We start from the raw sequence: 12,376 nt of genomic DNA, 5'->3' as shown, positions 1-12,376 counted from the left end.
TGCCCGATATCGGGCAGGATTCTTGCAAACCTTCCCTCGGTACCTCAGGATCAACCGGGTGCACGACGAACTCGTTGATCATCTGACGCGCTCCACGACCCTCAACCGGGGCGAGGCGCTGCGGGTGATCCAGGACGTGCTCGCGTACTTCGACGAGACGACCGAGGACTACGTCCGTCGCCGCCACCGCGAGCTCCAGGCCCAGGGCCTGGTCAACGCGACGATCTTCGACCGGATCGAGGCGGACCTGAAATACCGGGCGGTCGCACCGCCGGAGCTCACGCTCAGGCAGCTGCGCCGCATCGTCTACGGCTAGGAATACCTATATATGTGCGGAATCGTCGGATACATCGGCAAGCGTGACGTTGCTCCGCTGCTGCTGGAGGGGCTGCAGCGGCTGGAGTACCGCGGCTACGACTCGGCGGGCATCGCCATCACGGCCCCCAAGACGGCCGGCCTGAAGGTGGTCAAGGCCAAGGGCCGGGTCCGTGACCTGGAGGCCAAGGTCCCGGCGCGCTTCAAGGGCACCACCGGCATCGCCCACACCCGCTGGGCCACGCACGGCGCCCCGTCCGACGTGAACGCCCACCCGCACCTGTCGGCCGACAGCAAGGTCGCCGTCGTCCACAACGGCATCATCGACAACGCCTCGGACCTCCGGAAGAAGCTCGAAGCGGACGGCGTCGAGTTCCTCTCCGAGACCGACACCGAGGTCCTCACCCACCTCATCGCCCGCTCCCAGGCGGACACCCTGGAGGAGAAGGTCCGCCAGGCGCTCCGGGTGATCGAGGGGACGTACGGCATCGCCGTCCTGCACGCCGACTTCCCCGACCGCATCGTGGTGGCTCGAAACGGCTCCCCGGTGGTCCTCGGGATCGGCGAGAAGGAGATGTTCGTAGCCTCGGACATCGCCGCACTGGTAACCCACACGCGCCAGATAGTGACACTCGACGACGGCGAGATGGCGACCCTCAAGGCCGACGACTTCCGGACATACACCACCGAGGGCACCCGCACCACGTCCGAGCCGACCACCGTCGAGTGGGAGGCCGCCTCCTACGACATGGGCGGCCACGACACCTACATGCACAAGGAGATCTTCGAGCAGGCCGACGCCGTGGACCGCGTGCTGCGCGGCCGCATCGACGACCGCTTCTCCACCGTGCACCTCGGCGGCCTGAACCTGGACGCCCGCGAGGCCCGGCAGATCCGCCGCGTCAAGATCCTCGGCTGCGGCACCTCGTACCACGCGGGCATGATCGGCGCCCAGATGATCGAGGAGCTGGCCCGCATCCCCGCGGACGCCGAGCCGGCCTCCGAATTCCGCTACCGCAACGCGGTCGTGGACCCCGACACCCTCTACATCGCGGTCTCCCAGTCCGGCGAGACCTACGACGTCCTCGCCGCGGTCCAGGAGTTGAAGCGCAAGGGCGCCCGCGTCCTGGGCGTGGTGAACGTCGTCGGCTCGGCGATCGCCCGCGAGGCGGACGGCGGCATGTACGTCCACGCGGGCCCCGAGGTCTGTGTCGTCTCGACCAAGTGCTTCACCAACACCACAGTGGCGTTCGCCCTGTTGGCGCTCCACCTCGGCCGCACCCGCGACCTCTCGGTCCGCGACGGCAAGCGCATCATCGAGGGCCTGCGCAAGCTGCCGGCCCAGATCTCCGAGATCCTCGACCGCGAGGACGAGATCAAGAAGCTGGCCGCCGAGTACGCCGACGCGCGCTCGATGCTCTTCATCGGCCGAGTCCGCGGCTACCCGGTGGCCCGCGAGGCCTCCCTCAAGCTCAAGGAGGTCTCGTACATCCACGCCGAGGCCTACCCCGCCTCGGAGTTGAAGCACGGCCCCCTCGCCCTGATCGAGCCCGCCCTCCCCACGGTGGCGATCGTCCCCGACGACGACCTCCTGGAGAAGAACCGCGCCGCCCTGGAGGAGATCAAGGCCCGCAGCGGCCGCATCCTGGCGGTGGCCCACCAGCACCAGGAAAAGGCCGACCAGACGATCCTGGTCCCGAAGAACGAGGACGAGCTGGACCCCATCCTGATGGGCATTCCGCTCCAACTCCTCGCGTATCACACGGCGTTGGCGCTCGGGCGGGACATCGACAAGCCGAGGAACCTCGCCAAGTCGGTCACGGTCGAGTAGAGGTTTTTTGCTTTTAGGGGCGCGGGGAACTGCGCGACCAGCCCCCACCGGCCGGCAGAGGCCAACGAAACCGAAAGGCCCCCCACGTGTGCCTCATACACGTGGGGGGCCTTCCCAACTGCCGGTCAACTGGTGGCCGTCACGCCCCGACCAGCAGCCCGCCGCGGAAGCACGGTCGGCCAGTGAGCCAACGCAGCAGTCGCCGAGTACCAGGCAACAGCCCCCGCAGCGACACCGAACCACCCCCCGACCTTGCCCAGCCCGTCGTTACCGGCGAACTGCGCGATGGCAAGCAGCACAAGGGAGACGAAGAACAACCCATAGGTGCCCTGAGTGAGTTGATCCCCACCCGCGAGGGTCACCGACAGCGCGACGAGAGCGAACAGAACCAGGAACAACCCCGCCGCGTTGTCCGACACGGAGTTGCCCGCGCTGACAGCCCAGGTGAACCAGAGCGCGCCGAACGCCGAGAACGCCGTACCGTTCGCCGAGTCCCCGTCGCGGAACGCGAACAGCCCGGCGACGAAGAGCGCAACTCCGCCTACGTAGTGAGCGAGTGACACGGCGTCAGCCGCCGACACTCCGTTGATGACATCCGTGTACCCGAGCCCGAAGGCCAACAGGGTGATTCCCAGGGCGAGTCGGCCGACGACCGAGGTGGTGCTTCCCGTGCTTCCCGCGGAGACGTCATTGTCCACGGCGGGCTCCCTTCATGCATGTGCGGTTGTGCGGTGTGACCGATATATGCCCTTCACAAGGACACAAACACCTCTGCACAACAGCGAATTCAGAAGGAATCCAGCCGCGCTACGGAGCTAGGGGATGACGACGACGGGCCGCTGCGCCCGCTTCGCGAGCCGCCCCGCGACGGAGCCGAAGATGCGTCCGACGATGCCGTGGGTCGAGCCCACGACGATCGCGTCCGCCTCGTACTCCCGCCCCACCTCTTCGAGTTCGTGGCAGATGTCGCCACCGCGCTCGACGAGGATCCAGGGCACTTCGGCGAGGTACTCGGCACACGCCAGCTCAAGCCCCAGCACCTCGGTGCGGTGGTCCGGCACATCGACGAAGACCGGTGGCTCGCAGCCCGCCCACACCGTGGTGGGCAGCCGGTTGGCGACATGCACGATGACCAGGCCGGAGCCCGAACGATGGGCCATGCCGATGGCGTAGGCGAGGGCACGCTCACTGGACGTGGAGCCGTCGAAACCGACGACGACGCCGTGCTTGAAGGCGGGATCGCAGGAATGACGTGGCTGTTCCGCCGCCAGGGGCTCGGCCGCCGTGGGATCGGCGACGGGCCGCTTGCGGTCCGCGGGTTCGAAAGATTCGTGACCGGCCATGGATGTCTCGGCTTTTTGATCCTCTTGGGAGGGGACAACAGTGTGCGGCGGAGCTGTGTCCGGGAATCATCTTCCCAACCCCATACCCCCAAGGGTACGGCGCCAGTCCTCCTTAGCCCATATCCCGCACACGCTCCGGCGGAGTTCCCCGGAGCATGCACGAGGGGGCGCCCGTAACGCAATGGTTGCTGCCCCGTACAGGCGGTTTGCACAGGATTCACTTATCCCCGCGTCCACCCATGGGCTGCCCTACAGTGACCGACGCATCGAACAAGCGTTGAACCCGGCGAACCGCCGCCCCAGGGAGCACGCCATGTCCGGACACCGTACGACCTCCGAGGCACACCCCGGCCCGGACACCGCCACCGATGTGGTCCGCTGGGCGGTCTTCAGCTGTGTCCTCGTCCCCCTGGTCCTCCTCTGGTACGGCACCTCGCTCGCCGGCGCCGCCGGCACGGCCCTCGGTCTCGCGGCCGTCACCGCCGCCTGCCGGGTGCTGCTGCGCCGCTCCGAGCGGGGCGCGGCCCGGCTGCTGGACGAGGAGGAGTCCCCGCACCGCGGCCATCGCCACCGGGCGGCGGCGGGGGCGCACCGGGGCGGTCGGCACGCCGGAGGAAGCGCACCGGTCGACTGACCGGTTTCCGCGCACGCGCCCGACGCTTTTCAGCCAACTTCCGGCCACCGTGCATCTGTTGTCCGAACCACCCCCCAACCCTCGTTCCACCTGCACCGAAAGGGTCTGGGAGGCCCTGCGCACCCTACGGGGATTGGCCACTACGGGGAGGCGCACTTCCCTGCACGGCCCACGAGTGCAACGCTTCGTGATCGAATGCTTCACGCCAAGTTGCCATGTCGACAATGTGCCGGTTGCCGAACTGGTCACCCCGGCACCACTGGACACAGTAGATTCGATCTTGACGTCTTACGGCGGGGGACTCGTGCAGGACCGAGGGGAAACGTGCAGGAGCGACACAACCGAGGAGCCGCGACCACCGAGGGGGGCTTAGCAGTATGAGCCACGACTCCACTGCCGCGCCGGAAGCCGCGGCCCGGAAGCTTTCCGGGCGACGCCGCAAGGAGATCGTCGCGGTGCTGCTGTTCAGCGGCGGCCCCATCTTCGAGAGCTCCATACCGCTGTCGGTGTTCGGAATCGACCGGCAGGACGCCGGAGTTCCGCGCTACCGCCTTCTTGTGTGCGGTGGAGAGGACGGCCCGCTGCGCACCACCGGCGGGCTGGAACTCACCACACCGCACGGTCTGGAGGCGATCTCGCGGGCGGGCACCGTCGTCGTGCCTGCCTGGCGGTCGATCACCGCGCCGCCGCCGGAGGAGGCGCTCGACGCACTGCGCCGGGCGCACGAAGAAGGGGCCCGCATAGTCGGCCTGTGCACCGGCGCGTTCGTGCTGGCTGCGGCGGGCCTGCTGGACGGCCGTCCCGCGACCACCCACTGGATGTACGCGCCGACGCTGGCCAAGCGCTATCCGTCGGTGCACGTGGATCCACGGGAACTCTTCGTCGACGACGGAGACGTACTGACGTCCGCCGGTACGGCGGCCGGAATCGACCTCTGTCTCCACATCGTGCGGACGGACCACGGCAACGAGGCGGCCGGCGCGCTCGCCCGGCGCCTGGTGGTCCCCCCGCGCCGAAGCGGCGGTCAGGAGCGCTACCTCGATCGGTCTTTACCAGAGGAGATCGGCGCCGACCCGCTCGCGGAGGTCGTCGCCTGGGCGCTGGAGCACCTCCACGAACAGTTCGACGTGGAGACGCTGGCGGCACGCGCGTACATGAGCAGGCGTACGTTCGACCGCCGCTTCCGCTCGCTCACCGGGAGCGCTCCCCTGCAGTGGCTGATCACGCAGCGGGTGCTCCAGGCGCAGCGCCTGCTGGAGACGTCGGACTACTCGGTGGACGAGGTCGCGGGCCGCTGCGGCTTCCGCTCACCGGTGGCGCTGCGCGGTCATTTCCGCCGCCAGCTGGGCTCGTCGCCCGCCGCCTACCGGGCCGCGTACCGCGCCCGCAGGCCCCAGGGCGACAAGCAGCTGGACGGCGACGGCGCCCCGGGCCAGCCCGGCGGTCCGTCGTCCCTGGGCCCGGCGGGCCTGCCGCCCTCGCTCCACCCGGAGGGCCCGGTCCCGATGCAGACCCGTCGTACGGCGGCGAGCGCGCTGTCCGCGGCGGCCTCCTCCGCTACGGCGGCGGAGAACGGCCGTGAGGCGTACGCCACGAGTCGTACGGCGGCGAGCCTGCCCGGCCAGCGCAGCGCGACGTAGCACCAGAGCACGCCCTCGGGGGTCTCCGTCAGGAGATCTCCGGGGGCTTTCGCGCGCCCCCCGCACCACAAGGTCACCGCACGGTTGGCTCAGCCGAGCAACGCGCACCTTAAGGTTAGACACATGAACGATCGCATGGTGTGGATCGACTGCGAGATGACCGGCCTCTCGCTGTCGGATGACGCTCTCATCGAGGTGGCCGCCCTCGTCACCGACTCCGAGCTGAACGTGCTCGGTGAAGGGGTGGACATCGTCATCCGCCCGCCGGACCAGGCGCTGGAGACGATGCCGGACGTAGTACGCCAGATGCACACCGCGTCCGGCCTGCTCGACGAGCTGGCCGGCGGTACGACGCTGGCCGACGCGGAGGAGCTGGTCCTCGCGTACATCCGGGAGCACGTCAAGGAGCCGGGCAAGGCCCCGCTGTGCGGCAACTCGGTCGGCACCGACCGCGGTTTCCTCCTCCGTGACATGCCGACCCTGGAGGAGTACCTCCACTACCGCATCGTGGACGTCTCCTCGGTGAAGGAGCTGGCCCGCCGCTGGTACCCGCGGGCGTACTTCAACAGCCCCGAGAAGAAGGGCAACCACCGCGCCCTCGCCGACATCCGCGAGTCCATCGCGGAGCTGCGCTACTACCGCGAGGCGATCTTCGTCCCGCAGCCCGGCCCCGACTCCGACACCGCCCGCACGATCGCCGCGAAGCACGTCCAGCCCGCGCGATAAAGGCGGGCGCGAGCACCCCTTCGGACCCTGTACACTTTTTCTCGGCCGGTCGGAAACTCGCAGAGTGAACGACCGGGCATGGTGGGTGTAGCTCAGCTGGTAGAGCACCTGGTTGTGGTCCAGGAAGTCGCGGGTTCAAGTCCCGTCACTCACCCTCGAAGATCAAGGGCCGACCCGTAGGAACGGGTCGGCCCTTGATCCGTTTCCGCCTCGCGGGAACACGGCGGGAACCACCCGCCACCGGTTGTCACAAGGCAGTCACACCGCGTCCACCGCGCCCAAGTCGCCGCAGTCGTCACCACCGCCCGGCCGGATCTCGTCCCCCTGAGCCGGGCACACGCGAGGGAAATGGCCACGGTCCTGTCCTCCCCCGCCCCTCCATTCGCCGCCCGGTGCAACGGGGTTCTCAGACGGCAGCGCGCCACGCCTCCATGAACTCCCGTACGCCCGCGAACCGTTCGGCGGGATCGGTGCGGGTCGCCCTTTCCAGTACGGCGAGTTGACCCGCCGTACCGCGCCAGGCCCGGCGCTCGCCGCCATCGAGGAGGAGACGGGCGCTGCGGCCGAGGGCGTAGACCGTCGTACGGATGTCGATGACGGAGCCCCGGTACCACTCCTCGGGGGCCATGAAGCGGGCCGAGCCCGGGAGGCGGTCCGCGTCGAGGACGAAGGGGCCGGGGCGGTACTCGTCGAGGTCGATGAGGTGGAGCAGGTCGCCGCCGAAGTCGTACAGGAACGCGCCGTCGTAGAGGTCGACCGCCACCATGCCCGCGGCCTCGACCGCGAGGTGGGCGTCCAGGACCCGGTCGACCGCGCGCAGGACGGAGGCGAGGGGCAGCGCGTGGAAACGGGCGCGGGCGGGGCCGTACAGGGACTCGCCGTGGCGCCAGGGCATGACGGCCGCCGTACGGCCACTGTCCGCCACGGCGATCCGGTGCGGCTGCGGGACGATCGCCGGGTGCCGTACCGCCTGGTGGAAGGCCCAGGCTCGGTCAAGTGAGGTCTGGGCGGCGGCAGTTGTCGCCTCTTTCACGAACCAGCGCTCGCCGTCCGGGAGTTGGACGCCGCACGAGACGCATCCCGAGTCCTGCTCGCGGAAGACGCGGAACACCTCGCCCACCGTGCGGAGGTACGGCTCGACGGCGGGGACTTCGGCGACGGACAGGAGGGGGTGGGAAGTCACGGGCAACAGCTTGGCCGAGCGACCGCTCCCTCATGAAGACGCTCGCGTCACCAACTCCGTTGCCAGTACCGCCTGTCGGCGTTCAAGTTCCCGGGACGTGGCCGGACGCCGGTCCGCGATCTCGGCCAGGAGCAGGTCGATCATCGCGCGGCCCATCTCCTCGATGGGCTGGCGGACGCTGGTGAGGGGCGGGTCCATGTGGCGGGCGATGGCGGAGTCGTCGTAGCCGACGAGGGCCACGTCGTCGGGGATACGGCGGCCCTCCTCCCGGAGGACCTGGCGGGCGCCGGCCGCCATGACGTCCGAGCCGGCGAAGACCGCGTCGACGTCGGGGCGGCGGGCGAGCAGTTCCTTCATCGCCCGGCGGCCGCCCTCCTCCGTGAAGTCGCCCGGCTGGATGAGGTGTTCGTCCACCTCGTGGCCCGCGTCGAGCAGCGCCTCGCGGTAGCCGTCGACGCGGCGCTGAGCGCCGTAGACGTCGAGGCGGCCGGTGATGTGCGCGATGCGGGTGCGGCCGCGAACCAACAGGTGTTCCACCGCCGAGCGGGCGCCGCCGTAGTTGTCCGAGTCGACGGACGTCAACGTCTCCGCCGCCGACCTCGGGCCGCTGATCACCGCCGGGATTTCCAGTTGCGCCAGCAAGTCCGGTAGCGGGTCGTCCGCGTGGACGGAGACGAGCAGGACGCCGTCCACGCGGTGTGCGGCCAAGTACTGGGCGAGGCGCTGCCGTTCGCGGTCGCTGCCCGCGAAGATGAGCAGCAACTGCATCTCGGTTTCCGAGAGTTCGGAGCCGACGCCCTTCAGCATGTCCGAGAAGTACGGTTCCGCGAAGAAGCGGGTCTCGGGCTCGGGGACGACGAGGGCGATGGCGTCGGTGCGGTTCGCGGCGAGGGCGCGGGCGGCCGTGTTGGGGACGTAGCCGAGTTCGGCGACCGCCGCTTCCACCGCCGCGCGGGTCGTGTCGCTGACTCTTGGCGAACCGTTGATCACCCGGGAGACCGTGCCGCGGCCCACTCCGGCGCGCGCCGCGACCTCCTCCAAGGTCGGCCGGCCGCCGCTCCGGCCCCGCGCTCCGTGGCTTGCCATTGGCTCCGCCTCCTGTAGACCCACCCGTTGGCCTGGAATGTAACAGTCCTGATCAGGGAAGAGGGGCGTGCGAGGGCCCGCCTCCGGCCGAATCCCCGCCTCCCGCTCGGTTAGCTAACAGACGAATAACTGAACGCATCTCTCCGCGTCCGGTCCCTTGACACCCCCGCGCGAACCGACGACTCTTCAACACATCACCGGTGGGAGCGCTCCCACGGTACCTGACACATACACATCCCGCACGTTCCCCGCCCGAGCCGCAGCGTGAACTAACGGGCCCAACAATGCAGTTGGCCGGGGGGTCGGCACGTCAGGCAACAGGAGGACGCAATGCGCACGAGTACCCGACGGTCCCATCGGCTGATGGCCCTCGCGGCCGTCGCCGCACTGACCACAGGGGTGCTGGCCGGCTGCTCCAGCGACTCGAACGACACCTCGTCGAATTCGAGCGGCGGCACTTCGAAGGGCAAGACCACGCTGACCGTCGGTACCTTCGGCGTCTTCGGCTACAAGCAGGCCGGTCTGTACGACGCGTACATGAAGCTCCACCCGAACATCACCATCAAGGAGGACGTCACCACCCGTACCGACGTGTACTGGCCCAAGGTCCTCACCCGGCTCCAGGCCGGCGCGGGCACCGACGACATCCAGGCCATCGAGGTCGGCAACATCACCGAGGCCGTCCAGACGCAGGCCGACAAGTTCGTCGACCTCGGCAAGGACGTCGACAAGTCCCAGTGGCTGCCCTGGAAGAACGCCCAGGCCACCACCAAGGACGGCAAGCAGATAGGCCTCGGCACCGACACCGGCCCGATGGCGATCTGCTACCGCAAGGACCTCTTCAAGAAGGCCGGTCTGCCCACCGACCGCACCCAGCTCGCCGCCCTGTGGAAGGGCGACTGGACGAAGTACGTCGACGTCGGCAAGGACTACATGAAGAAGGCGCCCAAGGGCACCAAGTTCGTGGACTCCGCGTCCTCCGTCTACAACGCGGCCATCGGCGGCGAGAGCCAGCGGTACTACGACAAGGACGGCAACGTCATCTGGGACAAGTCGACCGGTGTGAAGGCGGCCTGGAACGCGGCGATGGCGGTGGCGACCAGCAACATGTCGGCGAAGCTGAAGCAGTTCGACCCGACCTGGGACCAGGGCTTCGCCAACGCGAGCTTCGCGACGGTGGCCTGCCCCGCCTGGATGATGGGCTACATCCAGGAGAAGGCCGGCACCTCCGGCAGCGGCAACTGGGACGTGGCGGCGGCGCCGACCGCGGCCAACTGGGGCGGTTCCTTCCTCGGCGTTCCGACGGCGAGCAAGCACCAGGCCGACGCCGTGGCACTGGCGAAGTGGCTGACCGCGCCGGAGCAGCAGGAGAAGGTCTTCGCCAAGCAGGCCAGCTTCCCGTCCACCCCGGCGGCGTACCCGAACCTGAAGCCGGCCGCCGCCACGACGACGTACTTCTCGAACGCGCCGATCACCCAGATCTTCTCCGACTCGGCGAAGACGATCCCGGTGCAGACCTTCGGCATCAAGGACCAGCCGATCGGTACCGCGATCACTGACATCGGCATCCTCCAGGTGGAGCAGAAGGGCAAGACCCCGGCCCAGGGATGGAGCGCCGCCACCAAGGAGATCAAGGACGTGCTCGGGCAGTGAGCAGCTCCAAGCAGGCCCTCGCACACACCGCGCCGGGCTCCGGCGCCGCGCCCGGCGACCAGCCGGGCGCGGCCCGCGGCGCCGGCGGTCGCGGTACGCCGGCTCCCGGCCCGAGTTCGTGGCGGAGCCGGCTGTACCGCTGGGACATGAAGGCGTCGCCGTACGCGTTCATCTCCCCGTTCTTCATCATCTTCGGCGCCTTCGGCCTCATCCCGCTCCTCTACACGGGCTGGTACTCGCTGCACAACGTGCAGTTGTCGTCGCTGGACCACAAGTCGTGGGCGGGGCTGGACAATTACCGGAACCTGCTGTCCTCGGACTTCTTCTGGAACGCTCTGAAGAACACGTTCACCATCGGTCTGATCTCCACCGTGCCGCAGCTGTTGATGGCGATCGGGATCGCGCATCTGCTCAACTACCGGCTGCGCGGCTCGACCGTGTGGCGGGTCGTGATGCTCACGCCGTACGCCACCTCGGTGGCCGCGGCGACCCTCGTCTTCACGCTGCTGTATTCGTGGGACGGCGGCATGGTCAACTGGCTGCTGCACTTCGTCGGGGTCGATCCCGTCAACTGGCGTGAGTCGACCTGGGGTTCGCAGTTCGCGGTGTCGTCGATCGTGATCTGGCGCTGGACGGGCTACAACGCGCTGATCTACCTCGCGGCGATGCAGGCGATACCCGCCGACCTCTACGAGTCGGCGGCGATCGACGGCGCCAACCGCTGGCAGCAGTTCCGCCACGTGACGGTCCCGCAGCTGCGCCCCACCATCCTCTTCACGGTGGTCGTCTCCACCATCGGCGCGACCCAACTCTTCGGCGAGCCGCTGCTGTTCGGCGGGGTCAGCGGTTCGAAGGGCGGCTCCGAGCACCAGTACCAGACGCTCGGTCTGTACATGTACGACCAGGGCTGGATCATCGGCAACCTCGGCAAGGCGTCCGCGATCGCCTGGTCGATGTTCCTGATCCTGCTGATCGTCGCCGCGATCAACCTGCTGTTCACCCGACGGCTGAGGAAGTCCCAATGACCACAAGCGAACTGACACCCCCTCAGGACGCCATACCCGGCCTGCCCGTACGGACGCAACACGCCCCGCGCCGCCGGGTGATGGGCGCGGGCAAGCAGATGCACGCGGGCCCGATGACCTACGTCGTCCTGGTGGTCTTCGCGCTGATCTCGCTGGCCCCGCTGGTGTGGACGGCGATCGCCGCCTCGCGCAACAACACGCGGCTCGCCCAGACGCCACCGCCGCTGTGGTTCGGCGGGAACCTGTTCAAGAACCTCCAGACGGCCTGGGACCAGGCCGGCATGGGCACCGCGATGTTCAACTCCACGGTCGTCGCGGGCACGATCACCATCGGCACGGTGCTGTTCTCCACCTTGGCGGGTTTCGCCTTCGCCAAGCTGAAGTTCAGGTTCTCCAGCACCCTGCTCCTGCTGACCATCGGCACGATGATGATCCCGCCCCAACTGGCCGTCGTACCGCTGTACTTGTGGATGGCGGACCTGCACTGGTCGAACCACCTCCAGACGGTGATCCTGCCGACGCTGGTCAGCGCCTTCGGTACGTTCTTCATGCGCCAGTACCTGGTGCAGGCGCTGCCGACGGAGTTGATCGAGGCGGCGAGAGTGGACGGCGCGAGCAGCCTCCGGGTGGTCTGGCACGTGGTCTTCCCGGCCGCCCGCCCGGCCATGGCGGTGCTGGGCCTCCTGACCTTCGTGATGGCCTGGAACGACTTCCTCTGGCCGATCATCGCCCTCAACCAGCAGAACCCCACCGTCCAGGTCGCCCTGAACTCCCTGGGCACCGGCTACATCCCCGACCAGTCGGTGATCATGGCGGGCGCGCTGCTGGGCACGCTGCCCCTGCTGATCGCCTTCCTGCTCTTCGGCAAGCAGATCGTGGGGGGAATCATGCAGGGCGCGGTCAAGGGCTGACGCCCGATCCGGGGCCGGGCATCGCCGAC

12 protein-coding genes and 1 tRNA gene are annotated in these 12,376 nt (G+C 68.7%); 9 read left to right on the top strand and 4 right to left on the bottom strand.

Features of this window, described 5'->3' with window-relative positions:
- The first annotated feature begins 58 nt into the window (after positions 1-58).
- Positions 59-316: a hypothetical protein gene (locus ACIBJH_RS19265; RefSeq protein WP_019065776.1), complete on the top strand. Its 258-nt coding sequence runs from the start codon at positions 59-61 to the stop codon at positions 314-316.
- 12 nt (positions 317-328) lie between these two features.
- Positions 329-2,146: a glutamine--fructose-6-phosphate transaminase (isomerizing) gene (gene glmS, locus ACIBJH_RS19260; protein ID WP_399118025.1), complete on the top strand. Its 1,818-nt coding sequence runs from the start codon at positions 329-331 to the stop codon at positions 2,144-2,146.
- A 125-nt stretch (positions 2,147-2,271) separates the two neighbouring features.
- Here glmS and ACIBJH_RS19255 read toward each other — a convergent pair whose 3' ends face one another.
- The gene (locus ACIBJH_RS19255) at positions 2,272-2,844 is read right to left on the bottom strand and encodes a GPR1/FUN34/YaaH family transporter (RefSeq protein ID WP_399118024.1); all 573 of its coding nucleotides are present in this window, start codon (positions 2,842-2,844) and stop codon (positions 2,272-2,274) included.
- A 117-nt stretch (positions 2,845-2,961) separates the two neighbouring features.
- Complete coding sequence (locus ACIBJH_RS19250; RefSeq protein WP_019065779.1) at positions 2,962-3,489, bottom strand: universal stress protein; 528 nt, start codon at positions 3,487-3,489, stop codon at positions 2,962-2,964.
- 313 nt (positions 3,490-3,802) lie between these two features.
- Between ACIBJH_RS19250 and ACIBJH_RS19245 the strand changes: the two genes are divergently transcribed.
- The 4 genes from ACIBJH_RS19245 to ACIBJH_RS19230 all read left to right on the top strand — a co-directional run bounded on the left by ACIBJH_RS19245 (position 3,803) and on the right by ACIBJH_RS19230 (position 6,643).
- Positions 3,803-4,123 carry a hypothetical protein gene (locus ACIBJH_RS19245; RefSeq protein WP_399118023.1) on the top strand — a complete coding sequence of 107 codons (321 nt, stop codon included), beginning with the start codon at positions 3,803-3,805 and terminating at the stop codon, positions 4,121-4,123.
- A 377-nt stretch (positions 4,124-4,500) separates the two neighbouring features.
- On the top strand, positions 4,501-5,763 hold the full coding sequence (locus tag ACIBJH_RS19240) for a helix-turn-helix domain-containing protein (RefSeq protein ID WP_399118022.1): 1,263 nt from the start codon (positions 4,501-4,503) through the stop codon (positions 5,761-5,763).
- Positions 5,764-5,886: 123 nt separating this feature from the next.
- Complete coding sequence (orn, locus tag ACIBJH_RS19235) at positions 5,887-6,489, top strand: oligoribonuclease (protein WP_262057976.1); 603 nt, start codon at positions 5,887-5,889, stop codon at positions 6,487-6,489.
- A gap of 81 nt (positions 6,490-6,570) precedes the next feature.
- Positions 6,571-6,643: transfer RNA gene (locus ACIBJH_RS19230), tRNA-His, on the top strand.
- A gap of 252 nt (positions 6,644-6,895) precedes the next feature.
- Here ACIBJH_RS19230 and ACIBJH_RS19225 read toward each other — a convergent pair.
- The gene (locus ACIBJH_RS19225) at positions 6,896-7,672 is read right to left on the bottom strand and encodes a serine/threonine protein kinase (protein WP_399118021.1); all 777 of its coding nucleotides are present in this window, start codon (positions 7,670-7,672) and stop codon (positions 6,896-6,898) included.
- A gap of 30 nt (positions 7,673-7,702) precedes the next feature.
- A complete protein-coding gene (locus tag ACIBJH_RS19220) occupies positions 7,703-8,758 on the bottom strand; it encodes a LacI family DNA-binding transcriptional regulator (protein WP_399118020.1) in 1,056 nt (351 codons plus the stop codon).
- Positions 8,759-9,088: 330 nt separating this feature from the next.
- Between ACIBJH_RS19220 and ACIBJH_RS19215 the strand changes: the two genes are divergently transcribed.
- From ACIBJH_RS19215 to ACIBJH_RS19205, 3 genes are read left to right on the top strand one after another with little or no spacing between them, the layout of a single operon-like run.
- The gene (locus ACIBJH_RS19215; protein ID WP_399118019.1) at positions 9,089-10,411 is read left to right on the top strand and encodes an ABC transporter substrate-binding protein; all 1,323 of its coding nucleotides are present in this window, start codon (positions 9,089-9,091) and stop codon (positions 10,409-10,411) included.
- On the top strand, positions 10,408-11,436 hold the full coding sequence (locus ACIBJH_RS19210) for a carbohydrate ABC transporter permease (RefSeq protein WP_399118018.1): 1,029 nt from the start codon (positions 10,408-10,410) through the stop codon (positions 11,434-11,436). Before ACIBJH_RS19215 ends, ACIBJH_RS19210 begins: the two co-directional genes overlap by 4 nt.
- Complete coding sequence (locus tag ACIBJH_RS19205) at positions 11,433-12,347, top strand: carbohydrate ABC transporter permease (RefSeq protein WP_399118017.1); 915 nt, start codon at positions 11,433-11,435, stop codon at positions 12,345-12,347. The genes ACIBJH_RS19210 and ACIBJH_RS19205 overlap by 4 nt, the downstream gene beginning before the upstream one ends.
- Positions 12,348-12,376: the final 29 nt, after the last annotated feature.

The sequence above is a fragment of the Streptomyces sp. NPDC050548 genome, from assembly GCF_044457385.1.
Lineage (GTDB): Bacteria > Actinomycetota > Actinomycetes > Streptomycetales > Streptomycetaceae > Streptomyces.
Note: the sequence above shows the minus strand (reverse complement) of the source record. Positions and strands in the feature narration are given on the sequence as shown.

Excerpts from the sequence above, each read along its gene's own strand:
- ACIBJH_RS19220 (WP_399118020.1), bottom strand. The coding sequence starts at position 8,758 with ATGGCAAGCCACGGAGCGCGGGGCCGGAGCGGCGGCCGGCCGACCTTG.
- ACIBJH_RS19215 (WP_399118019.1), top strand. The coding sequence starts at position 9,089 with ATGCGCACGAGTACCCGACGGTCCCATCGGCTGATGGCCCTCGCGGCC.
- orn (WP_262057976.1), top strand. The coding sequence starts at position 5,887 with ATGAACGATCGCATGGTGTGGATCGACTGCGAGATGACCGGCCTCTCG.
- ACIBJH_RS19240 (WP_399118022.1), top strand. The coding sequence starts at position 4,501 with ATGAGCCACGACTCCACTGCCGCGCCGGAAGCCGCGGCCCGGAAGCTT.
- ACIBJH_RS19205 (WP_399118017.1), top strand. The coding sequence starts at position 11,433 with ATGACCACAAGCGAACTGACACCCCCTCAGGACGCCATACCCGGCCTG.
- glmS (WP_399118025.1), top strand. The coding sequence starts at position 329 with ATGTGCGGAATCGTCGGATACATCGGCAAGCGTGACGTTGCTCCGCTG.
- ACIBJH_RS19250 (WP_019065779.1), bottom strand. The coding sequence starts at position 3,489 with ATGGCCGGTCACGAATCTTTCGAACCCGCGGACCGCAAGCGGCCCGTC.
- ACIBJH_RS19245 (WP_399118023.1), top strand. The coding sequence starts at position 3,803 with ATGTCCGGACACCGTACGACCTCCGAGGCACACCCCGGCCCGGACACC.